This is a genomic window from Streptomyces sp. NPDC012935 (assembly GCF_042900345.1).
Taxonomy (GTDB): Bacteria; Actinomycetota; Actinomycetes; order Streptomycetales; family Streptomycetaceae; genus Streptomyces.
Genome location: NZ_JBIBBC010000003.1, coordinates 171,084 through 194,748, shown reverse-complemented (window position 1 = coordinate 194,748; position 23,665 = coordinate 171,084). Strand labels below are relative to the sequence as shown.

Below are 23,665 nucleotides of genomic sequence, written 5' to 3'. Positions count from 1 at the left end.
GTCCCATCTCGCCCAGCACGCAGGCTTCGGCCACATTGCCGATTCGCGACGCCTGCACTGCGCTCCCGAACAGCCCCGCACGCCGGTACGGTCACCGGCCCCGCGGGGAAGGATGACTCTCATGGCGAGCATCGTCGTACTGGGTGCCGCGCTCGGCGGCCTGCAGACCGCTGTGCTGTTGGCCGCGGACGGCCATCAGGTGACCGTGCTGGAGCGCGATCCGCATCCCCCGCCGTCGGATCCGGACGTGGCGTGGTCGCAGTGGCATCGCCCCGGCATCCCGCAATTGCGCCTCACCCACCTTCCGCTTGCTCGTTGGCTGCAACTGGCCGAGGCGCATCTGCCCGGTCTGGTCCGGCAGATGACGGCGGCCGGGGCCGTCCGTATGAACGTGCTGGCGCCCGAACCGGGCCTGCACGGCGGCCTGTCGGCCGCCGACGCTCGCTTCGAGACGCTGGCGGCCCGGCGGTGTCTGCTCGAGTACGTCGCCACGCGCGCGGCCGAGGCGGCCGGTGTCCGCATCGAGCGGGGCGTGGCGTGCCGGGGACTGCGCAGCGCACCGGGTGGCGGGCGTGGCGTCGGCCGCTCCGCGTCCCGCTCCCGCGCACCGCATGTCACCGGGCTGGAGACCAGCACGGGACCACGGGCCGCCGATCTGGTCGTCGACTGCACCGGGCGCCGTTCGCCGCTGCCCTCCTGGCTGCGTGACATCGGCGTACCGGGCCCGGTCGAGGAAGCGGGGCGGCGCGGGTTCACGTACCACTGCCGCTATTTCCGGTCGGCCGACGGCGCCCTGCCCGCGAGCACGTTCCCTCTGATCGAGGAGTACGGTTCCCTCGGTCTCCTGCGCATCCCGGCCGACCACGGCACCTACTCGCTCGGCCTCATCAGCCGCAGCGACGACCACGAACTGCGTCGGCTGCTGCGTCACGAACGTGCCTGGTCGGCCGCCGTGCGCCTGTTCCCCGGCACGGACGCCTGGCTGGAGGGCGAGGCCCTCACCGACGGGGTCCAGATCATGGCCGGACTCACGGACCGCAAGCGGACCCTGTACGACACCGAACTCCCCCTTGTCACCGGGCTGGTGGCCGTCGGTGACGCGTGGGCGGTCACCGTTCCCAGCATCGGCCGCGGACTGGCAATGAGCCTCCAGCACTCCCTGATGCTGCGTGACGGCCTCCGCCGGCACGGCACCGGTGACCCGGCCGACCTCGTCATCGACTTCGGCCGAGCGACGCGGGACGGGCTGGGGCAGGTGTACCGGCAGAGCACCGCCTACACCCGTCACCGCCTGGCGGAGATGGACGCGCACGCGGCCGGCCGCACCTACCGGCATCCCGACTGGGACCGGGCGAGGGCGCTGACGCTGCTCGCCGGCCGCGACTCCGACGCGCTGCGGGCGGAGCGGGCCGGGGCCCATCTCCTGCCCGGTGCGGGGGAGGAGATGAGCGCTGCGGCCATGGTGGAGGCGGTGACGCGGGCCTTACCGGAGGTGGAGCACCGTATGCCGCCGGGCCCCGCGCGGGCGGAGGTTCTCGACGCCGTCAGCGGCTAGCTGCCGTACAGGCAGCTCCCCTGCACGCTCGTGTCCTCGAGCGCGTACAACCCACTGACCCGCGCACCACGCAACCGCTTCGCCTCGATCGCCTTCATCCCCGCGTGCAAGGCGGTACTGCCATTGCGGTACGCGTCCTCGATCGGCTCGTAGTAGGTGAGGGCGAAGTACGCGAACGGAGCGGGGCGTTCGGGTTCGATGCCGACGGCGCGCAGCCAAGTGGTGCTGCCCTGGTGGTAGTAGAGGCAGAAGCCGGTCATCAGTGGACCGTCGTAGGCGCCTACCACTCGGGCGCGTTCGCCCATGGCGTCGGCCTGTCGTTTCAGCAGACCCGTCATCGCGTCGGTGTCGTCACCGTGGCCGTGGGATCGCTGGAGCGCTGCCAGAAGCCGCCCGGCATCCTCGTAACAGTCCATCAGGTACTCGCGACGCACATCGAGCCCCGCCGCCTCGAACGCGGCGCGTTCGTGACGTATCGCCACGCGGCGCTTGGACGGCAGCGCGGCCAGATAGTCGTCGAACCCGGCGCCGGGCAGCGCAATCGTCGCGTCGTCCTCCATGTGGTGCGGGGGCGTGTCGTACAGCGGCGCGAGTCGTCGTGCGGCGGATTCGGTCAGGTAGGGCCACCAGTGCGAGGTCCCGTGTCGCGCGGCGTGGTCGCGTGCCGCGTCCCGGAGCAGTGACAGGCACCGGACCTCGACGTCGTCGGGAAGGGCCGGGTCGGTCAACGGCGTGTTGTGGTAGCCGCGTCGGGCGCCCGCGATCACGCGAGGCTTCTTTGCGCGCGGCGGCAGATGCGGGGGCTCGTAGTAGGTGTTGGGCTCGCTGTGCACGAGATACAGGGGCGCGGCCGCGACGAGGGTGCCGTCGGGGTCCCGGATCAGTGCGTACGAGGCGGTCGCGGTGGGGTCGCTCTCCTCGCCGGCGAGCCAGCGGTGCGACAGGTAGACCCCCGCACACTCCGCGAGCCGGTCCCAGTCCGGTGCCGGTACGTCATGCACGCTGCTGACGATCTCGGTCTTCATGCCTGCTTCCTTCCGCCCTGCGCGGCAGGGGACTTGAGGGCCGGGATCGCGGCAAGGGCGACGAGACATGCCACACCCTGCACGGTCCAGGGCAGCACGGCATGGGCGTCGAGCAGGCCGGTGAACAGTGCGGGCGCGGCGATGTTGCCGGCGGACCAGGACAGTTGGTACAGGCTCTGCCTGCTGCCGCGGGCAGCGCTGGGGGTGAGCGTGACGGACAGCTCGCTGACGGCCGGCGAATAGTAGATCTCGGCCAGGCTGAACAGCACGATCGCCGTGATCAGGGCCGGCCATGCGGGCAGACCGGCCCCGGGCAGCGCGGGCGCGGCGAACGCCGGCATCGCGCACACCAGCAGGGTCATGCCCAGGGCCATGGTGTGCCGGGGCTGCCTCGGGGCGGCGTGTGCCGTCAACGGGCTGGTGAGGGTGGAGACCATCGCGGTGTTCACCACCAGCAGGACGCTCGCGGACCAGGCGGGCAGTCCGAGCGTCTCGGTGGCGTACACGGCGATGAGCACCGACAGCATGGCCTGGGACAGGACGAAGGGGACGTTGCACGTCACCAGGAGCAGGTACCGGCGCATCTCGCCGGTCTCGGACCTGGCGACTGCGGCCTTCTCCTCGCTCGTCGGCTCTCCCGGGGCGCTCTGCGGCGGCGGGCTCGTCGGAACGCGGGCGAAGCAGAACGCCGCCAGCAGATAAAGCGGTGCGGCCGTGACGACGAGCCACGTGAGAGCGGCCGTGCCGAACAGGGCCAGCGTGCCCGCCGCCAGCAGCGCCCCGACACCGATGCCGATGTTGCGCAGGCTGCCCGTGAAGGCGAACCAGCCGCGTGTCTGCGCGGCCGGTGCGGCGTGCAGGATCAGCGTGCGCTGCGCCGTGTAGTAGGAGTTGATGCCGGACTGCACCAGAAGGTAGGCGGCGGCGACCTGCCAGGGCCGCTCGGCGAGGAGGAAAGAGAGGAAACCGGCAGCGCTGACGGCGTTGGCGATGACGGTGAGACGCCTGGGCCCGTGCCGGTCCATGACCCTGCCGGCGACGAAGACGACGGGCAGGGCGGCCAACTGGCCAGCTGTGACGGCCGCTCCGACCGCGGCGATGGGCAGATCGCGCACGGTCGTGAAGTACAGCAGGCCCAGCGGCAGCAGCATGCCGTTGCCGAGGGAGTCGATGAGGTTGCCGGTGATGAACCGGCCGTGTCCGCGTGTGGCGGGGATGCCGAGCACGCGACGCAGCCGGGGCGCACGGGACGTGACGGTGCCGGTCATGGGGTGAGCAAGGCTCGGATCTTGCCCAGGATCTCGGGGCGGGGCCAGCCCACTGTCCGATGCAACTCCTCCAGTTGCTTGACCGTCTGTTCTTCGTCACCTTCGGCGAGAGTGAAGACGACGATGTCGCCGTGACTGGTGTCGTCGATCACCAACTCGTGGGCCGTCACCAGATTCAGACGGCCCATCAGCTCTGTCCGTGCCGACTCCGGCAGGCGCTCGGGGGACAGGAACTCGATGGCCCATCCCGTACGTCGCACAGGGGCCGGGCTGTAGTCGCCGCGTGCCATGGCCGCCAGGGCGTCGAACGTGTTCGTCGCGGAGGCCGCGCAGGACAGTGTGGTGGCGCCGCCGATACGGGGGTTGATCTCCAGGACCACGTACCGCGAACCGGTGTAGATCATGTCGACGTTGACGGAGCCGTGGACGCCGAGACGCTCGCACAGGGCGATCAGCTTGGCCGCGACGGGTTCGAAGTCGGCGTCGGCCTGCGGTTCCGGGCCGCACCAGCGCAGGTCGGCGAAGGTGAACACGGGCTCGGTGCCGGCAGTCCCGGTCCAGCACACGGGCAGTACGCGGTACTCGCCGGGCTCGCCCACCACATCCACCGAGCACAGCGCTCCCGCCACGCACTCCTCGATCACCGCGGACACCTCGGGCGGATCGTCGAGGTACGCATCCAGAGCGGCGGCATCGGGCAGCGCCCTGATCCCCATGCTGGTGGAGTCCCACAACGGCTTGGACAGGAGCGGGTAGCCGATGCCGGTGGCCGTGGCGCGCAGCGCGTCCTGGTAGGCGGGGAACGCCACCCCGCGCCCGGCGAGCAGATCGGAGTCGACCTTGACGCCGCGGGGGGTGTCCAGGCCCGCGTGGGCGAGGAGTTGCTTGGTCTCCCACTTGTCGCACAGGGCCAGGGTCGACGGCAGCGGGGTCATGACCGTGGGGATGCCCCGGGCGTCCAGGAGTCCCTTGACGGTGGCGTCCCGCAGCGCGTTCTCGCACGGCAGGGAGATGGATACGGCGGCGTCCGCGCCCCACTCGGCGACCTCGCGGGCGAGTTCGGCGGGTGTGACGGCGGGATCGAGGCGTCGGCGTGTGCCGGGAAAGTCTCCTTCATCCGCCGGGCCGTGCGTATGGAACAGGCAGCTCTCGATGCCCTGCCGGGCCAGATCGTGGACGGTTCGCTGGATGTACGGGTCGGCGCGTCGGATCTCCACGGACCGCAGGAACGCGATCCTCCGGACGGGACTGGGCACGGATCAGCTCACTTTCACCAGGGAGTCGGCGATCACTTGGCCGGCCAGGCGGCGGGCGTCGTCGACGGACGCGGCGCGCGCCACGACGTGCCCGACGCGGCCGGAACTGTCGGCAGGTTCGGGCACCCGTTGTCCGGGCCGAATGTCGATGTGGCTGTGGGTGCCGGGCACATCGGGGATGAGGACGTCCTCCACCACGCCCGCCCGGTCCGGCAGCAGAAAGCGCAACGCGGCCGCCTCGTCGCGGGTCGGCGCGATGTGCGGCAGCTGCCCGGTGACGGCCTGCAGATAGGCGACCGCTTCGCTGACGCCGGTCGCGGCCTCGACGATCTCGCAGATGTTGTCGCCGGGCAGCCGGGCCCCGGTCTCGATGACGACCGGCCCGCCGCCCGGAGGGATCTTCACCTCGGTGTGTGCGATGCCGTTGCGCACGCCGACGGCGAGCGCGGCACGCGCCGCGGTGTCCTGAATCGCCCGCACCGTGCGCGCGTCGAGTCCGGCCGGGCAGGAATGCCCGGTCTCCACCCGGTATGTGCCCGCCGTGGTGTCCTTGCGGACCACGGGCAGTGGAAAGGGCACGCCCTCGTGCACGACCGTGTCGGCGGAGAACTCCTCGCCGGGCACATAGCTCTGCAGCAGCACGCGGGAGTCCAGCGGCAGACCGTGCGGCTCGGCCCGGGTGAACCGCCCGGCGGCGGCCACCGCGGCATCGAGTCCGTCCGGGCCCGCCACCACGCTCACGCCCCAGGAACCGCCCTGCTCGGCCGGCTTGACGACCAGCGGCCACCCCAGCCTGCCGGAGGCGGCGACAGCGTGGGCCTGCTCGGCGCCGGTGACCACCGCCCCCGCGGGGGCCGCCACGCCCGCCGCGCGGAACGCCTCGGCCATGACGATCTTGTTGCGGGCGGCCTTGGCGCGCAGCGGATCGTTGCCCGGCAGTCCGAGGCGCGCGGCGAGCAGGGCGGCCAGCGGGGTCAGCAACTCCCAGCAGACCGCGACCCCTGCGATGCGATGATCCCGGCAGAAGACCTCCATGTCGTCCAACGCGCGTTCGGTGTCGGCCAGTTCGGTCAGGCACACCCCGGCGAGGCCGTGGGTCAGCCACGGTTCGTAGCCGGCGTGCACCTGCTCGTCGGTGGCCGCGTAAAGCCGAAGCCCCAAGCGGGCGGCGGCCTCTGCGAGGAAGCGTCCCGCATTGCCCATCGGCTCGATCACCATCACGCCGGTCACGCCCGGCTCGTCGCTGCTGTCCACGAACCCAGTGGATCGGTCACGGCGGCGCACCGTCCATCGGGCTGTTCTCTGAAAACAACTTGCTGATGACAGGCCCGAGTTGGGCGAAGCCACAACGATGACGCCCCGTCGGCATGCGGGAGTTGGTGCACAACACCGATAGCTTCAACAAAATGTTGCGTGTTCGGATCGGGGTGCAAGGTCAACCGACGGCATGGTGCGAAGGAGTCATCCATCGTGAACAGCCCGCACGACCAGCTCGCCGAGTACATCCAGCAGGGCGTCATACCCCCCTACCAGTACTCGTATCCGCCCCGCTCCACCTACCGGCCGCTCGACGAGGGCGCCTGGGACATCCACGACGTGTGGGCGAGGGACCTGGCCAACCACCCGGTCCCCGAACTCAACCTGTATCTGCACGTCCCGTTCTGCCGCTACAAATGCGGGTTCTGCAACCTCTACACCGTCATCTCCACCGACGAGGACCTGTACGACGCCTACACCGACGCGCTCTGTACGCAGCTCCGCGACCACGCGGAGGTCATCAGGGCGCGCCGGCTGCGGACGGTCTACATCGGCGGCGGCACGCCCGCGCTGCTGTCGACGCGGCACTTCGAGCAGATCTTCACCACCCTCGGCGAGATCTACCCCAACTGGCGTTCCACCGTCGAGGAAGTCGCCCTGGAGGCCACGCCGGACTCCATCGTCGCCGACCCCGACGGCTTCGGGCGGCTGCTCGACCTGGGCCTGACGCGCGCCAACATCGGCATCCAGTCACTGGTCCCGCAGGAGATCCGGGAAGCGGGGCGGGGCCAGGCGGGCGAGGACGTCATCCGCCAAGCCGTCGAGATCGTCCACGAACGCGGACTGCCGGACCTGTCGACGGACCTGATCATGGGGTTCGCCGGGCAGACCCCCGAGACCTGGCGCCACTCGGTGGACGAGCTGGCGAAACTCGCGCCGACGACGATCTCCACCTACTTCCTCACGGTGCGACCGGACGCGTGGTTCTCCAGGACGGGCGCGTACCAGTACATGTGGAAGCCGGAGCTGTACGAGCGTTACGACTACGCCCGCGAGGTGTTCACCGCCCACGGCTACGTCCAGGAGGGCTCCGTCCGCTACAAGAAGCCCGGCCGCGGCGGCTATGTGCAGAAGGTCCTCACCTTCCACGGCGTGCCCCTGCTCGGCCTCGGTGTCGGCGCCCGCTCCTACAGCTCCGTCCTCGACTACATGACCGGCAGCGTCAAGCCCTCCCTGAGCGAGGTCGCCGACTACATCGAGAACGCCAGGGCCCACCGGTTGCAGCCCACGACGGGGTTCGCCCTCACCTCGGAGGAGATCGTCCGCAAGCGGCTCGTGCTCGACACCTTCGACCTCGACCTGTCCGAACTCGACCGCTTCGGCCTGGACGCAATTGCCCCCGAAGTAGACCAAATCCTCGACGCCGCCCAGGCCAACGGACTGATCCACCGCGTCGGCCCGCGCCGCGTCCAGCTCACACCCAAGGGCTTCAAGTACCGCGACATCCTGTCCTGGATGTTCTACTCCGACCACGTCAAGAAGCTCGACCGCGAGTACTACGAGGGCCTCCACGAGGCCAACACGCGTGCGCGCAAGAACATGGGTACGCCCGTGCGCATCACCGGGATAGGCACCGCACAGGAGACGGCGTGAGCGACCTGTTCATCGCCGCGGGCGGCGGCGGGGACCCCGTGGGCACCGCGATCACCGCGGCGACCGTGGGCCGCGTCCTCACCGGCACGCCCCTCGGCGAGACCACGATCGCCACATATGCCTGGGAACGTCCAGAAGTCGACCCCACCCCCGGCCCGCTCGGGGTCGTGCACCTCGCCGACCTGGCACACCATGCGGGCATGCCGGTGATCGTCCCCACCACGCGGCCGATCCGGCCCGCCGGCTCCACGCTGCCCGCCCTGGCGGCCGACCTGCCGGCACGCCTGGCCCTGCTCGACCCATGGCAGGGACTGTCGGCACTGGCCGAACAGATCCGGCGCCTCGCGGACACCGGGCACGACCACGTCCGCATCGTCGACGTCGGCGGCGACATCCTCGCGCACGGCGACGAGGACACTCTGTGCAGCCCTCTGGTGGACGCCCTGGTCCTGGCCGCCTGCCGGCTCGCCGGGGTGCCCGCGACCGTATATGTCGCCGGGCCGGGAACCGACGGGGAGATCCCCCAGGCCGACGTACTGGACCGCCTGGACGGCGACGCTCTCACCCCGCTCACGCAGGACGTGGCCGCGGTCCGTACCGCTCTGTCCTGGCACCCCTCGGAAGCCTCCGCCCTGTTCGCGGCGGCCGTCGACGGCGTACGCGGACCGATCCGTACGGTCAACCACCTCATCCCGCTCACGGACGCCTCCGCCCGCATCCACTCCACCACCCTGGACGATGCCCTCGCCCACAACACGGTCGCCGCCCACCTGCTCGGCGTACTGCCGCCGACCCTGGAGGCCGCCGCCGACCTTTCGGCCAAGCTCACGCAGATCCACGAGCTCGACCGGGAGCGCGTCGCGGCAGGGGGGCCGCAGACACCCGCCCGAGCCGCCCTGCCCTGGACGGAACAGGCCGCGTGGGAGGCGATCCGGGACGCGGCACAGGGCGCCCGGCATGTCACTCTCCGATTCGCCGCCCTCGCTCTCGGCTTGACCTGGCGTCAAATCCCTTCGCTGCGCGCCCTGTTGGGCGCACGGGGACCGGTGCTCGCCGTGGCCTGAGGCGGGCGTCCGATTCGGCGCCGCAGTGAGTTGCGGCGCCGAATCGGCGGGACAGGTCACGGTATTTGATACCTCACCGGTACACGCCAGTGCTCAACTGTCAAAACACACCCAAACAGGGCGCTTTCGGCAGGGAGTCGTGAAGGTTTTCAGGCCGATGTGACTTTCCCCATTGCGCCGCCCGAACGGTCCCGTGAGTCTCACGTGGAACATGCGTCCGAAGAACTGTTATCCCGGGCTCACCGATCGATCTCCCAAGCATCGGACAGCATCGTTCGGCGTCGAGGACAGGGAAGTTTTGATGAGTACAGAGCGCAACTCGGAGTCGGTGGCGCTGGTGATCGCTGCCCGAAGCGGCGATCCGGCGGCTCAGGACGCCCTGGTCAGCGCCTATCTCCCGTTGGTCTACAACGTCGTGGGGCGGGCCCTGAACGGCTCGGTCGACGTCGACGACGTCGTGCAGGAGACGATGCTGCGTGCCCTCGACGCGCTGGGCGGGCTGCGTGCTCCCGAGAACTTCCGCTCCTGGCTCGTCGCCATCGCGATGAATCAGGTGCGGGCGCACTGGCATGACCGGCAGTCGGCGCCGGGCGGGGTCGAGGAGGCCGAGGAGCTCGCGGATCCGGGCGCCGACTTCGTGGACCTGACCCTGGTGCAGCTCCAGCTGTCCGGTCAGCGCATGGAGACCGCACGGGCGACCCGCTGGCTGGAGCCGGACGACCGCGGGCTGCTGTCGCTGTGGTGGCTGGAGTGCGCCGGCGAGCTGACCCGGGCCGAGGTGGCCGAGGCCCTGGAGCTGTCGCCGCAGCACACGGCGGTCCGGGTGCAGCGGATGAAGGCCCAGCTGGAGGCGGCCCGCGTGGTGGTGCGGGCCCTCGACGCGCGGCCGCGCTGCCAGGAGCTGCAAGGTCTGCTGGCCTCCTGGGACGGCCGGCCCTCGGCGCTGTGGCGCAAGCGAATAGCCCGGCATGCCCGAGGTTGCTCGTATTGCTCCGGTTTGTGGAGCGGGTTGATGCCTGCCGAGGGACTGTTGGCCGGTCTGGCGCTGGTCGCCGCGGCACCCGCGCTGCTGGAGAGCGTGCTCTCCGCAGCCGGCGGTATGGCCTTGGCCGGCTCGGGGTCCCAGCTGAGCGCCCCGGGGGGCCACAACAGGTCGGGCCCGGGAGCCGGCGCCCGGTCTGCCGCACGTACTGAGGCACGTCGACGCCGCCGCATCCGTCGCCGAGCCGTCGGAGGCGCCGTCGTGGCGGCCTGCGTGGCGGGCGGCGCCCTGTGGTACCTCGACACCGACCCCGGGAACGGGAAGGACGAAGCGGCCGCCGCGCAAAATGCCGGCGCTCCCGCCGCGGAGCTCTCGGAACCGAGCCCCATCGAGACCTCCCCCTCGGCCTCGAAGTCTCCGTCACCGTCAGCCTCGCCCTCCAAGAAGGCGAGCCCCTCCAAGTCGCCCAGCCCGACGAAGAAGAGCGTGCCGGAACCCCGGCCGTCCATCCGGCCGACCCGCACCGCGACCAGCACCCCGCAGACACAGGCGGCCCCGTCGGGTGCCGTCGCGCAGGTGGTCGCGCTGGTCAACAAGGAGCGGTCGGCCGCCGGCTGCGGTCCGCTGTCGCAGGACTCCCAGCTGAACCAGGCCGCGCTGCGCCACTCCGAGGACATGGACGCCCGCGACTTCTTCGACCACACCAACCCGGACGGCGCCGACCCCGGGCAGCGTGTCACCGCCGCGGGCTACACCTGGTCCACGTACGGGGAGAACATCGCCCAGGGCCAGCAGACGCCCGAGGCGGTGATGGAGTCCTGGATGAACAGCCCGGGCCACCGTGCCAACATCCTCAACTGCTCGTTCAAGGACATCGGCGTGGGCATCCACAAGGCTTCCGGCGGCCCGTGGTGGACCCAGGTCTTCGGCGCCAAGCAGTGAGTCGGCAACCGGCGGTGAGTCCGCAACCGGCGGTCACAGCATGACGTGCTTGACCTGCGTGTAGTCGAGCAGGCCGGTCATGGAGAGGTCGCTGCCGTACCCGGAGTGGCCTACGCCGCCGTGCGGCATCTCCGACACCGTCGTGCCGTGGGTGTTGACCCAGACGATGCCGGTCCGCAGCGCACGGCTCGCACGCATCGCCCGGTCGTGGTCGCGGGTCCAGACGCTGGCGGCCAGTCCCTGGGTGACCCCGTTGGCCAGGCGGAAGGCCTCGGACTCGTCGGTGAAGGGCTGGACGGTGACGACCGGACCGAACACCTCGCTGCGGACGATCTCGTCCTCCTGCCGCACCCCGGCGACCACCGTGGCCCGGTGGAAGTAGCCGGGGCGGGGCAGCGCCGTGCCTCCCGTGACCACCTCGGCGTGGTCGGGCAGCCGCTCCAACAGGCCGCTGACTCCCGCCAGTTGAGCGGCGTTCGCGAGCGGCCCGAAGTCGGCGCTCTCGTCGTCCGGGGCGCCGGGCAGCAAGCGGGCGGCCCGGTCGGCGAAGAGGTCCAGGAAAGTGTCGTGGATCCGCCGGTCGACCAGGATCCTGGTCGCTGCCGTGCAGTCCTGGCCCGCGTTGTAGTAGGCCAGCGACGACAACTGCTCGACCGCGTCGTCGAGATCGGCGTCCGCGTGGATCAACACCGGTGCGTTGCCGCCGAGTTCCAGGTGCAGCCGCTTGAGGTCGGCGGCTGCCGCGGCGGCGATCTGCTGCCCCGCGCGGACGCTTCCGGTGACGGCGACCAGCCGGACGTGCGGATGGCCGACGAGGGAGCGTCCGGTGTCGCGGTCGCCGCACACGACGTTGAGCACGCCGGCCGGCAGGTGCTCGGCGGCCAGCCGGGCGAGGAGCGTGGCCGACGACGGCGTCGTGTCGGACGGCTTCAGGACGACCGTGTTGCCCGCGGCCAGCGCGGGGGCGATCTTCCATACGGCCATCATCAGCGGGTAGTTCCACGGCGTGATCTGGGCGCAGACGCCGACGGGCTCGCGCCGCAGCACGGAGGTGCGGCCCGGCGTGTACTCCGCGGCGGCAGCGCCCGGCAGGTTGCGGGCAGCTCCGGCGAAGTACCGCAACACGTCCACGATCGCGGGGAGTTCGTCGCCCAGGAACGAAGCCCGCGGCTTGCCCGTGTCGGCCACCTCGGCGGCCGCCACCGGACCGGCTTCCGTCTCCAGGGCGTCGGCGATCCGCAGCAGTGCGGTCTGCCGCTCGGCCGGAGTCGTCAGCGACCAGCCGGCAAAGGCCCCCTCGGCCGCCCGGCAGGCCGTGTCCACGTCCTCGGCGCCGGAGAGCGGCGCCGTGCCGTGCAGGAGCCCGGTGGCCGGGTCGATCAGCCTGAGCGTGGCGCCGGAGGCGGCCGGCACCTCCTTTCCGCCGATGTGGTTGAGCACGCTTGCGAGGTCGTCGGTGTCAGCCACGGCGCAGCGCCTCCTCGGCGGCGGCGCGCCCGGTGCGGACGGCGCCCTCCATGTATCCGGCGACCCACTGGTCGGAGCCGCAGACGTAGAACGGCGGTTCATGGGTGCCGTGCAGTGGGCCGACGGCCATCACCTCGCCCGGCGGCCACTGGGTGACGTAGCCCTGGGTCCACGGGTCGGTGCCCCACAGCCGCAGATGGCAGGCGCTCGGCCGGAGTGCCTCGTCGCCGAACATGCCGGCCATCTCGGCGAGCAGCTCGGGCGTGCGCAGTTGCGGTGGCGTCCCGAGCAGGACGCCGTAGCGCTCGGGCGGGATCAGGGCCGACAGGACGCCCTCGTTCTGCGGCCAGGTGCTGCCCAGCACCCCCTCGGCCTCGGACAGGCCGTTCAGGTCGGCGTCCCGCCAGAAGGGGCGGTCGTAGACGGCGGCGAACTTCGCGGCCGTAGCGTGGCGTTGCCGGTGCAGGGAGGCGAGCCGGGCCTCGCCGACCCCGCTGATGGAGACATCCCGTAGCGGTCCGACCGGCAGTGCGCTCACCACAGCCGTCGCTGTGAGGACCTCACCGGTTACCAGGCGTACCGAGCAACGGTCGGGGCGGATGTCCAGGCCGGCGACAGGGCAGCCCAGCCGGATGCGCGGGCCCAGTGCGCGGCCCATCACTTCGGCGAGCGTCGCCGAGCCGTCCGCGAGTCGCAGTCCCTCCCAGTCCTCGTAGTCGTAGTCGCCCTTTCCCGAACCGGGCACCGCCGCGCTCTTGCGCAGCGCGGCCAGCAGGGAGATCCGCTCGTAGGAGCCGCCGGCCAGGGCGAGTTGGCCGATCTCCCACAGGCGTACCACCGCGGGCGTGGCCTGCCGGGAGCGCAGCCAGTCGGCCACGGACAGCCGGTCCAGGGCGCTCGCGTCGGGATGCGACCACGGGTCGTCGGGGTCGACCGTGGCGGCGAGGGCGCCGAACTCCGCGCCGAGCCGCTCGTGCAGGGCCGCGTCACCGGGGCCGAACCAGTGCGGGGGATCGCCGGCCGAACTGCCCTCCGGCGTGGCACGGGTCATGCGGCCGGGCTCGGCGACATAGCTGGGAACCAGCTCCAGGCCGAGTTCCTTGGCCAGGTGCAGGTACGCGGTGTGGGCATGGCCGACCACTTCGCCGCCCAGCTGGACGAAGCGGCCGTCGGGTGTGCGGGTCTGCTCGACCCGGCCGCCGACGCGGTCCCGGGCCTCCAGGACGAGCACGTCGGTGCCGGCGGCGGCCAGGTCCCGGGCGGCACACAGGCCCGCCAGACCGGCGCCGAGCACGATCACGTCGTGATGCATCAGCTTCGCTTTCATGACAAGAGCTCGTTCGACAGAGCTCGTTACACAAAGCTCTGCCGACAGAGCTCGTACGACAGAGCTCGTGAAGAGACAGGAAGTCAGGCAAGGACCAGACAGTGCTCGGGCCGCCAGCCGAACTCCACCGTCTCGCCGCCGCTCCAGCGGTCCTCCATGCGGGCACGGGCCGTGTTCTGCTCCAGCACCGAAAGCGTGACGCCCGGGGCGAGTTCGATCAGATACGTGGTGGTCGGGCCGCTGTAGACGGTGTCGCGGATGACCCCGCTCAGCATCGACATGCCCGGTTCGAAGTCCGACAGCCAGATCTTCTCGGGGCGCACGGACACGCTCACGGCAGTCCCGTCCGCGATGTCGGCACGGGGGCCGACCGGCAGGGCGGGACCCTTGTCCAGCGTCACCTCGCCGCCCCGGTAGGTGCCGGTCATCAGGTTGGAGGTGCCCATGAAGGAGGCGACGAAGCCGGTGGCGGGGTGCTCGTAGATGTCCTCGGGGGTGCCGCACTGCTCGATGCGGCCCGCGTTCATCACGGCGATCCGGTCGGACATGGTCAGCGCCTCGTCCTGGTCGTGGGTGACGAAGACGAAGGTGATGCCGACCTCGCGCTGGATCTGCTTCAGCTCCACCTGCATCTGCCTGCGCAGCTTCAGGTCGAGCGCGGCCAGCGGCTCGTCGAGGAGGAGTACGGCCGGACGGTTGACCAGCGCGCGGGCCAGGGCGACGCGCTGGCGCTGCCCGCCCGAGAGGGTACGGGGCCTGCGATCCGCGAACCCGGCGAGCTGGACCAGCTCCAGCATCTCCCCGACGCGCTGCCGGATCTCAGTTCTGGCGACGCCTCGTCGCTTGAGTCCGAAGCCGACGTTGTCGGCGATGCTCAGGTGATCGAACAGGGCGTAACTCTGGAAGACCGTGTTGACGTTGCGCTTGTTCGGCGGCAGCGCGGTCACGTCCTCACCCGCGAGCAGCACCGATCCCTCGGTGGGGTCGCTGAACCCGCCGATCATGCGCAGCGAGGTGGTCTTGCCGCAGCCGGAGGGGCCCAGCAGGGAGAAGAAGTGGCCGGCCTCGATGTCGAGGTCCAGGTGGTGCACGGCGTAGGAGTCGGCGAACTGCTTGGAGACGCCGTCGAGCCGGACTGCGGGGGTCGCGTCCATGGGGTCACTCTCCGGAGAGGATGTCGAGGCCACCGCGGCGGCCGAAGAGGCGCGGGATGAACAGGGCCAGGGCGATCAGGGCGATGGATCCCGCGAGCATCAGCGTGCCGACCGCGTTGATGGTGGGCTGCACCCCGAAGCGGATCGCCGAGTAGATCCGCACCGACAGCGGCTGCGGGTCGACGCCGGTGGTGAAGTAGGCGAGCACGAAGTCGTCGAAGACCAGCGCGAAGATCAGTACGGCCGCGGCGAGCACGGCGGGCAGCAGGGCCGGCAGCGTCACCAGCCGGACCGCCTGCCAGCGGGTGGCGCCGAGGTCCATCGCGGCCTCCTCCACCTCCGGGTTCAGTGCGGCGACCCGGGAGCGGAGGATGACCGTGACGTAGGAGATGGAGAACGTGATCTCGGCGAGCATCACGGTGCCCGTGGACAGCGGCACGCCCACTCCCTTGAACAGCAGCATCGACGCCACGCCCGTGACGATCTCCGGGGTGATCAGCGGCACCAGCATGATCAGGCCGGCCATTGAGCCGAGCCGGGTGCGAGACCTGACCAGACCGAGGGCCAGCGCCACCCCGAGCAGCACCGAACCCGCCATCGCCACCAGGGAGATACGCAGACTGGTGCCCAGGGAGGCGATGAGGACGTCGTCGTGGACGAAGGCGCGGTACCAGCGCAGGCTGAACCCGTCGAACACGGTCAGCGACTTCTGCGAGTTGAAGGAGAACAGCGCCACCACGGCGATGGGCAGGTAGAGCAGCGCGAAGAACAGCCCGGTGACGGCGATGAGACCGCGGGGCCTGCGGTTGGCGCGGCCGCGCCGGGTGCGGATCCGGGCGTTCGGACGGGCCGAGGGGGCGGTGGCGGTCGGCAGCTTGAGCAGGGTCATCCTCGGGCCTCCGCCTCGTCCTTGCGGGTACGCCGCAGATAGCCGAGCATCCCGATCAGCAGGACCAGCATCAGCAGCATGGTGAGCGCGGAGCCCAGCGGCCAGTTCTGGCCCTGGAAGAACTTGTCCTGGATGAGGTTGCCGATCATGATCTGGTCCGGTCCTCCCATGAGCTGTGCGCTGACGAAGTCGCCCATGGCGGGCAGGAAGACCAGGACGAGCCCGGCCGCCGCGCCCTGCCGGGTGGCGGGCAGGGTGACGAAGAAGAAGGTGCGTACCGGGCCGCCGTACAGGTCGCGGCCGGCCTCGATGAGGGAGACGTCCAGCCGTTCCAGGGCCGCGTACAGCGGGATGATCATGAAGACGACGAAGCCGTACACGAGTCCCGCGACCACGCCGAGGCCGCTGTTGAGGATCTTCGTTCCGCCGTCGGCGATCCCGACGGCGCGCAGGGTGCGCAGCACGGGCCCGTCGTCGGAGAGGACCACCGACCAGCCGTACATCCGCACCAGGTAGTTGGCGAAGAACGGCACCACGATCGCGGCGATCAGCGCGTGCTTGTAACGCCCGCCGTACAGGGCGATCGTGTACGCCACCGGATAGGCGATCAGCAGCGAGATCAGGCAGGTCAGCAGGGCGTAGCCGAGGGAGCGGGCCAGGACCTCGGTGTAGGCGGGGTCCGCGAGCGCCCGTACACCGGCGAGGCTGAAGCCGAAGCGCGGGTTGCCCAGTTCGTCGGTGGTGCCGACCGCGAGGACGCCGACGAGGATCAGTGAGGCGATCAGGAAGCCGGTCATCCACACGGTGCCGGGCAGCATGAGCCAGGTCCAGATACGGGTGCCGTTCGCGTTCGGGCCGCGGCGCCGGCTGCGTGAGGAGGGGCGGGGCAGTGCCATGGATCAGCCCGCCTTCACATGGGTCCAGGCGGCGTCGCGGGCGTCCTCCGCCGCGCTGCCGACGTTGCGGAAGAACACGTCGGCCTTCAGGTCGTCCTGGGTGACCAGGCACTCGGGGAAGGGCTCGACCAGGTCGGCGTAGGTTTTCTCGCTGCCCGCGACCGGCATCGGGTAGCCGATGTACTCGATGTTCTTCTTCACGTTCTCCGGCCGCAGCATGTAGTCGATGAACAGCATCGCCGTGCCGGGGTGCGGGGCGTTCCAGGGGATGGCGTAGCAGTCGGAGTTGATCGGCGTGCCCTCCTTGGGGGCCTGGAACCCGAACACGGAGGGGTCGTCGGCCTGGTTGAGCATGGCGGCCATGTCGCCGCTCCACGCCTGCTGGATCAGCGCGTTGCCGTTGAGGAGGTTGTTGTAGCTGTCGCTGGAGAAGCCGCGCAGCCGTGGCCGCAGGGTGCCCAGCAGGGAGGTGATGCGGTCGAGGTCGCTGGTGTCGCCGGTGCTGACCTCGAGACCGAGGGCGAGGGCGCCCATGCCGAGGACCTCGTCGCGGTCGTCCAGCAGGAAGACCTTTCCCCTGGCCCGGTCGCTCCACAGGTCCCGCCAGGAATCGGTGAGCTCACCGATCTTGTCGCGCCGCCAGCCGATGCCGGTCTTGTACGCGGTGAAGGGGACGGTGTGCGCGGAACCGGGGTCGTACCACGGGTCCGCGAAGTAGTCGTAGGTTCCGAATATGGCCTCGGAGTGGGCGAGCCCGGAGTGGTCGATACGGCGCAGCCGGCCGCCGCGGACCAGACGCTGGGCCCATTTGGCCGTGGGGAAGATGATGTCGTAGCGGTTGCCGGCATTGAGCTTGGCGACCATGCCTTCCATCGAGTCGAAGTTCGACTGGATGACCTTGACGCCGTACTCCTTCTCAAAGCCCTTGAACACACTCGGGTCGACGAAGTCGGCCCAGTTGAAGTAGACGAGATCGCCGTCGACACGCGCCTTCACAGGCGCCAGCTGTTCGGCGTCGGGCGTTTTCGCGGGCATGAACCCGCAGCCGCCGGCCGCGGCGCCCAGCAGGCCGAAGGCGCTCGCCCGCAGCACGGCGCGTCGGGACGGCGGTATTGCCTCGGGGGACATGAACGTCCTCTCCGTCGAGGAACGGCACAACTCCAGGGCGGGACCGGCTGGTCGGCTCACTTCAGGCCCTGATTCCGCAGTGAAGACCGGTCTGGGGAGGGTGCGTGCGCGCGTCAGACGGCGCGCGGTAAGGATGCACGGAGGCGCACGGCGGCCTCGTGCGGCTGCGGCGGACGCGCAGCGCCGAAGGTCGTCACCCGGCGCTCCCGTCCAGGTCGTCCCGGACCCGGCGGGCGAACCAGCCGACAGCGGCCTCGCGCTGTGACAGCGGACCCGGCTCGAAGCCGGGGGTGCGCATACCTGCCTGCACGCGCTCCACCAGCTCGGCGTCCTCGTCGTTGGTGACCCAGCCGATGTGGATGTTGATCCTCCGGGCCAGCCGGGTACGGAAGCTCTCCCCGTGCCGGGTGTAGAAGCCGCCGGGAATCGCCGCCCGGTCCTGGGCGGTGGGCAGGGCGGTCCACGCGAGCACGTGGTCAGGGTAGAAGTCGATGAGCGTGTTGGGATAGATCACGGCGTACCGCCACACCCGCCGGTCGGCCTCGGTCAGCCCCGGCATCGGGGTCGCCAGCCGCTGGTAGAGCCGCTCGGTCCAGTTCGAGGACGGCTTGTCGCGCAGCGGGGACTCGAAGAGTACGTAGTTCTCCTGCACGTCCACCGTGTACGCCTGGTAGTCGAGCAGTCGCATGAGGGAGGGGTGGGCCACGGGGACGTGGTAGCCCTCCAGGTAGTTGTCGACGATCACCTTCCAGTTGGCGTTCTGTTCCTCGCCGTCCGTGACGTCGTGGATACGGTGCTTGCCGACCGGGACCAGGCCGGTTCCGGCGTAGCGGCCGACGGCCTCGGCCAGCCCGGCGCAGCTCTCGGCGAGCGGGGTCGCCTCCATGTCCAGGTTGACGAAGACGAAGCCGAGGAAGGACTCGACGTTGACGGGGTGCAGTCCGAGCCGGGGCTTGTCCAGGCAGGGGATCCGGCGGGCCTCGGGGGCCCCGACCAGCCGTCCGTCCAGCTTGTAGGTCCAGCCGTGGTACGGGCAGCGGATGGCCTTGCCCGACGGCTCGGGGGCGGTGACCAGGCGGGTGCCGCGGTGCCGGCAGACGTTGAGGTGGGCGGCGAGGCCGCCGTCCTCGGTGCGCACGACCAGCACCTCACGGCCGGCGGCGGTGGCGGTCAGCCGGGCGCCGGGGCCGGGGAGGTCGGACTCGTGACAGACGAGCTGCCATGACTTGGCGAAGATACGGTCGGTCTCGGCCTCGGCGACGGCCGAATCCGTGTAGTAGCGGGCGGGCAGCGCTTCCCCGGGGTGATCGAGGGGCGACTGGGCCGGCTCGGGCGACTCCGGCGGGGGAGCGGAGACAGTGCCTGCCCGGGTGGTCGAGGGATGCATTCGGGGTCCTCCTCCGCGCCGCTGCGGCGGCGATGGGCGGTGAGGGCGATGGCCGGTACGACGTCCGGTGGGGCGCCAGGTCTGCTTGAGGCGGGGCGCCGGACCAGCCGCGATCCGGCTGACTGATTGGTTAGTCAGAGTGGGACCATCGCGGGGGCAAGTCAAGACTTGTGAGCTGACTAATTAGTTAGTTAGTCTCGTGGCAGGCGGATGCCCCTGGTCCCGCAGACCGATGCCCAGGCGTGTTCCGCAAGCCCGCGGACACCGTCCGTGCCACAGCGGGTGTCCGATCCGACACCCCCACAGCTCCCGCCCCTTCGCGTCACGGCACCGGAGCATCCGTACTCACGTCATCCGCACCCACGTCATCCCCACTCACGTCATCGCCGCGCAACCACCGTCTCCGGACCACCCGGCCACGGTGCGAACCCGGAGGCACGCATGAGCGCTCGCCGCAGTCTCGTCTGGCTCGGCCTCACGCCGGAGCCCGAACAGGAACTGCCCGCCGCCGTGGCCGCCCTGCGCGCCCCGGCGCACGGCAGCCCGCTGCCGGCCCTGGTCACCGCCGAACGGCACCGGGTCGAGCGACTGGTCCTGCGTGGCACCCATCGCGGCTGGCTGCGCTACCTCGGCGAAGTCACCGAACTGGTCGTCGAGGCCGCCACCGGCTCCGGCACCGCCGATCCACGGGCGGCGCTGGTTGCGGGCGAGGTCGTCCTCGATCACCACCGCATGCTGATCGGCCTGCCCGGGGCCGGTTACGCCCGAACCGCGACGCAACGTCGCGATCTGGAACGGGCGCTGGGACTCCTGCGAGCCCGGCGCACCCCCGCCCGCACCGGACACCACCAGCCCAGGAGCACCGTATGACCGGCGTGTACTCCCTCCTCCCCGAAGGGCGCCGCGGCCTGCTCGCTCCGCCCGGCGGCGCCGAGGACATCGACGGCTACCTCGCCGTGGGCGGTTACGCCCCGCTCGTCGCCCCCGACCGGCTGCTCGACCGCATCAGCGCGACCGGACTGCGTGGCCGCGGCGGAGCCGGGTTCCCCGCCGCCGTCAAGCTCCGTGCCGTCCGTGACGCACCACCCGGCCCGCGCGTGGTCGTCGCCAACGGGGAGGAGGGCGAGCCCGGCTCCGTCAAGGACCGCTGGCTGCTCCGGCACCGCCCGCATGCGGTCCTCGACGGTCTGCGGCTGGCCGCGGCCATGACCGGCGCCGAGCGGGGCTTCGTGTACCTCTCCGACGACCTCGCCGAGCAGGCCGTGCGACGGGCGCTCGCCGAGTCCGCGCCCCAGGTGCGCATCGACGTCGTACGGACGCGGCACACCTATGTCGCGGGGGAGGAGAGCGCGGTCGTCCGAGCCGTCAACGGCGGCCCGGCGCTGCCCACGGCGAAGCCGCCCCGCCCGTTCGAGAGCGGTGTCGGCGGCGCGCCCACGCTGGTCGCCAACGTGGAGACCCTGGCCCGCGTCGCGGTGCTGAACTCGCGCCCGGACGAGGCGGACTCCGTCGCCGGGACTCACCTGGTGACCGTCTCAGGCGTCGGTGCCGCCGGTGCCGCGCTGGCCGAGGTCCCCGCCGGTACGCATCTGAAGGTCCTCGCCGACCTGTGCGGACACGGCACGGCCACCGCGGTCCTGCTGGGCGGCATGTTCGGCGGGCTGTACGGAGAGGGCTGGACGGACCTCGCCCTCGACCACGACCGCCTGAAGGAGGCCGGCGGCGCCCTCGGCTGCGGCGCGCTGCACTTCCTGCGCCCCGAGGACTGTCCCGTCGGCGTGGCCGCCGAGGCCGCCGCCTATCTGGCCGCTCAGAGCGCCCGGCAGTGCGGGGTGTGCGTGTCCGGCACCGGGGCGCTGGCCACCACCCTCACGGCCGTGGCCCGTGGCGAGGCGGGTCACGACTCCGTCGACAAGCTGCGCCGCTGGTCGCAGCAGCTGCCCGGCCGCGGGGCCTGCGGGCTGCTGGACGCCGCCGCCCGCATCGCAGGCAGCCTCCTCGTCCACTTCCCCGACCGGATCGACGCCCACCGCCGCTCCGACTGCCCCACCTGCGCGGGCTCGGCACCCGAGGACGGGCGCCGGTTCACGGTGCCGGTGCCCTGAGCCGCATCCAGGCCCCGTACGCCTCCGACCCGCCGCACCGAAAGGACCGCACCATGAAACTCCTGCTGGACTCCACCCGCTGCCAGGGCTACGGCCTCTGCCAGGAACCCGCACCCGAGCTGATCGACCTCGACGAGTGGGGCTACGCGCGGATGCGCGCGACCGAAGTGCCGCTGGGCGACGAGGCAGCCGCCGAGGCCGCTGTCGCCGCCTGCCCCAACACCGCGCTGCGGCTGGTGAAGTGACATGGGACGTGACCTGTCGGCCCTCTTCGACCCCGTATCCGTCGCCGTCGTGGGGGCCAGCGACGACCCGGCCAAGTACGGCCACGCCATAGCCGCCCAGGCGATACGCGCGGGCGGCCGCCGCCCCGTGCACATGGTGAACCGCCGCGGCGGCACGGTGCTCGGCCGGACCGTCGCCCCCAGCCTGAGCGCGATCGGCGAGCCCGTCGACCTGGCGGTGGTCTCCGTGCCCGCCGCCGGTTTCGAGGACGCCGTCGACGAGGCCCTGCGGTGCGGGGCCCGGGCGATCGTCGCGATCACCGCCGGCTTCGCCGAGACCGGCGACGCGGGGCGGATACGGCAGCAGGCCGTCGCCGAACGCGTACGCGCCGCCGGTGCCGTGATGGTCGGGCCCAACTGCCTGGGGATCGCCGACAACACCACCGACCTCTTCCTGGCCTCCGACACGTTCACACCCGGCGGCGTCGCGCTTCTGAGCCAGAGCGGCAACCTCGCCCTCGAACTCCAGCTCCGCTTCCGCCCGCACGGCCTCGGCTTCTCGCGGTTCGTCTCGCTCGGCAACCAGGCCGACGTCACCCTCGTAGACCTCCTCGCCGACTGCGCCCGGCACGAGGGCACCCGGGCCATCGCGGTCTACGCGGAGGACTTCGGCGACGGACGTGCCTTCGCCGAGGCTGCCGCCGACGCGGGCAAGCCCGTGGTGCTGCTCACCGCCGGACGCGGCGACGCCTCCGCGCGCAGCGCGCAGTCCCACACCGGCGCGCTGACCACTTCGGCCGACGTCGTGACCGCGGCCTGCCGCGACGCCGGTGTGGAACTCGTCGCCACCCCCCGCGAACTCACCGTCGCCGTGGCCGCGTTGAGCGGTGCACGGCGGGCGTCGGGACGCAGGGTCGCCGTGCTCACGGACGGCGGCGGACACGGCGTCGTCGCCGCCGACGCCGTCGAGGCGGCCGGCCTGACGGTGCCCGAACTCCACGAGCCGACACGGCAGGAGCTGAGGGAGGCCCTCTGGGAGCAGTCGGCCGTCGCCAACCCCGTGGACCTCGCCGGGATGGGTGAGCAGGACCCCGGCTCCTACGCGGAGACGGTCGCCGCGCTGCTGGCGGCCGAGGAGGTCGACGCCGTGCTGATGACCGGCTACTTCGGCGGCTACGCGGCGGCCGAAGGCGGCCTCGGCGGAGGCGGCAAGGCCCTTGCGGACGGGGAGGAGGAGGCCGCTCACCTCATCGCCGCCCGGCACCGCGCCACCGCCAAGCCGCTCGTCGTGCAGTCCATGTACCCCGAGTCCCCGAGCTGCCGTACCCTCGCCGCGGCCGGCATACCCGTCTTCGCCGCCACCGAGGACGCCGCCCGCGCCCTCGCCGCGACGGCACCCGCGCCACAGCGCACCGGCGTCACGCCCCTTCCCCGGCCGGCAACCCCGCTGCGCGAGAGCGGCTACATGGAGACGCGCCGAGCCCTCGAAGAGGCCGGCCTCGCCTTCCCCGCCGCCCGCGAGATCCACGACGAGACCGAACTGCTCGCCGCAGCCGAGGAATTCACCGGCCCGTACGTCCTCAAGGCCCTTCATCTGCTGCACAAGTCCGACGCGGGCGGAGTGGCACTCGGACTGGCCGGACCCGGCGAACTGCTCGCCGCCTTCCGTGAGATGCACGCCCGGCTCGGCGCCTCCTCCTACTCCGTGGAGGCCATGGCCGACCTGACCGACGGCATCGAGCTGATCGTCGGCGTCAACCGCGACCCGCGCTTCGGCCCGGTCGCCATGGTGGGGCTCGGCGGAGTGCTGGCGGAGGCCCTGCACGACGTCGCCTTCACCCTCGCCCCCGTGCCCGCCGAACGAGCCGTGAGTCTGCTGCGCGGACTGCGCACCGCCGCCCTGCTCGACGGGGTGCGGGGCAAACCGCCCGTCGACGTCGACGCCGCCGCGAAGGCCGTCGAAGCGATCACCGCGTTCGCCGCCGCCCACCCGGAGATCGCCGAGATCGAGGTCAACCCCCTTCTCGTACGCCCCGACGGAGCACTCGCCCTCGACTCCCGCGCCGTACTCGCCTGACCCGTCCCT

The 23,665-nt window shown here is 71.3% G+C and carries 19 protein-coding genes; 8 read left to right on the top strand and 11 right to left on the bottom strand.

Annotated elements, in window-relative coordinates; genetic code table 11:
- The first annotated feature begins 121 nt into the window (after positions 1-121).
- Positions 122-1,555 (top strand): hypothetical protein, encoded by a 1,434-nt coding sequence (locus ACFY5C_RS09785; RefSeq protein WP_389442635.1) that lies wholly within the window; start codon positions 122-124, stop codon positions 1,553-1,555.
- Here ACFY5C_RS09785 and ACFY5C_RS09780 read toward each other — a convergent pair.
- From ACFY5C_RS09780 to ACFY5C_RS09765, 4 genes are read right to left on the bottom strand one after another with little or no spacing between them, the layout of a single operon-like run.
- A complete protein-coding gene (locus tag ACFY5C_RS09780; protein WP_389442632.1) occupies positions 1,552-2,580 on the bottom strand; it encodes a peptidogalycan biosysnthesis protein in 1,029 nt (342 codons plus the stop codon). The genes ACFY5C_RS09785 and ACFY5C_RS09780 overlap by 4 nt on opposite strands.
- Positions 2,577-3,848 carry an MFS transporter gene (locus tag ACFY5C_RS09775; RefSeq protein WP_389442629.1) on the bottom strand — a complete coding sequence of 424 codons (1,272 nt, stop codon included), beginning with the start codon at positions 3,846-3,848 and terminating at the stop codon, positions 2,577-2,579. Before ACFY5C_RS09775 ends, ACFY5C_RS09780 begins: the two co-directional genes overlap by 4 nt.
- Positions 3,845-5,104, bottom strand: coding sequence for an ATP-grasp domain-containing protein (locus tag ACFY5C_RS09770; protein ID WP_389442626.1), 1,260 nt, complete (start codon positions 5,102-5,104; stop codon positions 3,845-3,847). The genes ACFY5C_RS09775 and ACFY5C_RS09770 overlap by 4 nt, the downstream gene beginning before the upstream one ends.
- A gap of 3 nt (positions 5,105-5,107) precedes the next feature.
- Positions 5,108-6,358, bottom strand: a complete 1,251-nt coding sequence (locus ACFY5C_RS09765; RefSeq protein ID WP_389442623.1) for an ATP-grasp domain-containing protein — start codon at positions 6,356-6,358, stop codon at positions 5,108-5,110.
- 216 nt (positions 6,359-6,574) lie between these two features.
- Between ACFY5C_RS09765 and ACFY5C_RS09760 the strand changes: the two genes are divergently transcribed.
- The 3 genes from ACFY5C_RS09760 (at position 6,575) to ACFY5C_RS09750 (ending at position 11,002) form a co-directional block, all read left to right on the top strand.
- Positions 6,575-8,014: a coproporphyrinogen-III oxidase family protein gene (locus ACFY5C_RS09760; protein ID WP_389442620.1), complete on the top strand. Its 1,440-nt coding sequence runs from the start codon at positions 6,575-6,577 to the stop codon at positions 8,012-8,014.
- Positions 8,011-9,078, top strand: a complete 1,068-nt coding sequence (locus ACFY5C_RS09755) for a DUF1152 domain-containing protein (RefSeq protein WP_389442617.1) — start codon at positions 8,011-8,013, stop codon at positions 9,076-9,078. Before ACFY5C_RS09760 ends, ACFY5C_RS09755 begins: the two co-directional genes overlap by 4 nt.
- 301 nt (positions 9,079-9,379) lie before the next feature.
- Positions 9,380-11,002, top strand: coding sequence for a sigma-70 family RNA polymerase sigma factor (locus ACFY5C_RS09750; RefSeq protein WP_389442615.1), 1,623 nt, complete (start codon positions 9,380-9,382; stop codon positions 11,000-11,002).
- Positions 11,003-11,035: 33 nt separating this feature from the next.
- Here the strand turns inward: ACFY5C_RS09750 and ACFY5C_RS09745 are convergent, their stop codons facing one another.
- From ACFY5C_RS09745 to ACFY5C_RS09715, 7 genes are all read right to left on the bottom strand, one after another.
- The gene (locus ACFY5C_RS09745; protein WP_389442612.1) at positions 11,036-12,469 is read right to left on the bottom strand and encodes an aminobutyraldehyde dehydrogenase; all 1,434 of its coding nucleotides are present in this window, start codon (positions 12,467-12,469) and stop codon (positions 11,036-11,038) included.
- Positions 12,462-13,796 (bottom strand): flavin monoamine oxidase family protein, encoded by a 1,335-nt coding sequence (locus tag ACFY5C_RS09740; protein ID WP_389442609.1) that lies wholly within the window; start codon positions 13,794-13,796, stop codon positions 12,462-12,464. The genes ACFY5C_RS09745 and ACFY5C_RS09740 overlap by 8 nt, the downstream gene beginning before the upstream one ends.
- A gap of 83 nt (positions 13,797-13,879) precedes the next feature.
- Positions 13,880-14,950: an ABC transporter ATP-binding protein gene (locus ACFY5C_RS09735; protein ID WP_389442606.1), complete on the bottom strand. Its 1,071-nt coding sequence runs from the start codon at positions 14,948-14,950 to the stop codon at positions 13,880-13,882.
- Between the two features lie 4 nt (positions 14,951-14,954).
- Positions 14,955-15,839 carry an ABC transporter permease gene (locus ACFY5C_RS09730; protein ID WP_389442603.1) on the bottom strand — a complete coding sequence of 295 codons (885 nt, stop codon included), beginning with the start codon at positions 15,837-15,839 and terminating at the stop codon, positions 14,955-14,957.
- The gene (locus ACFY5C_RS09725; protein ID WP_389442600.1) at positions 15,836-16,735 is read right to left on the bottom strand and encodes an ABC transporter permease; all 900 of its coding nucleotides are present in this window, start codon (positions 16,733-16,735) and stop codon (positions 15,836-15,838) included. The genes ACFY5C_RS09730 and ACFY5C_RS09725 overlap by 4 nt, the downstream gene beginning before the upstream one ends.
- Before the next feature lie 3 nt (positions 16,736-16,738).
- Positions 16,739-17,863 (bottom strand): spermidine/putrescine ABC transporter substrate-binding protein, encoded by a 1,125-nt coding sequence (locus ACFY5C_RS09720; protein ID WP_389442598.1) that lies wholly within the window; start codon positions 17,861-17,863, stop codon positions 16,739-16,741.
- Positions 17,864-18,056: 193 nt separating this feature from the next.
- Positions 18,057-19,250, bottom strand: a complete 1,194-nt coding sequence (locus tag ACFY5C_RS09715; RefSeq protein ID WP_389442596.1) for an aromatic ring-hydroxylating dioxygenase subunit alpha — start codon at positions 19,248-19,250, stop codon at positions 18,057-18,059.
- 441 nt (positions 19,251-19,691) lie between these two features.
- Here ACFY5C_RS09715 and ACFY5C_RS09710 point away from each other — a divergent pair, with 441 nt between their 5' ends.
- Genes ACFY5C_RS09710 through ACFY5C_RS09695 form a run of 4 tightly spaced genes read left to right on the top strand, consistent with a single transcriptional unit; the run spans position 19,692 to position 23,656 of the window.
- Positions 19,692-20,120 carry a hypothetical protein gene (locus tag ACFY5C_RS09710; RefSeq protein WP_389442594.1) on the top strand — a complete coding sequence of 143 codons (429 nt, stop codon included), beginning with the start codon at positions 19,692-19,694 and terminating at the stop codon, positions 20,118-20,120.
- Positions 20,117-21,355 carry an NADH-ubiquinone oxidoreductase-F iron-sulfur binding region domain-containing protein gene (locus tag ACFY5C_RS09705; protein WP_389442593.1) on the top strand — a complete coding sequence of 413 codons (1,239 nt, stop codon included), beginning with the start codon at positions 20,117-20,119 and terminating at the stop codon, positions 21,353-21,355. The genes ACFY5C_RS09710 and ACFY5C_RS09705 overlap by 4 nt, the downstream gene beginning before the upstream one ends.
- A gap of 53 nt (positions 21,356-21,408) precedes the next feature.
- Positions 21,409-21,600 carry a ferredoxin gene (locus ACFY5C_RS09700; protein WP_389442591.1) on the top strand — a complete coding sequence of 64 codons (192 nt, stop codon included), beginning with the start codon at positions 21,409-21,411 and terminating at the stop codon, positions 21,598-21,600.
- Between the two features lies 1 nt (position 21,601).
- Positions 21,602-23,656, top strand: a complete 2,055-nt coding sequence (locus ACFY5C_RS09695) for an acetate--CoA ligase family protein (protein WP_389442589.1) — start codon at positions 21,602-21,604, stop codon at positions 23,654-23,656.
- Positions 23,657-23,665: the final 9 nt, after the last annotated feature.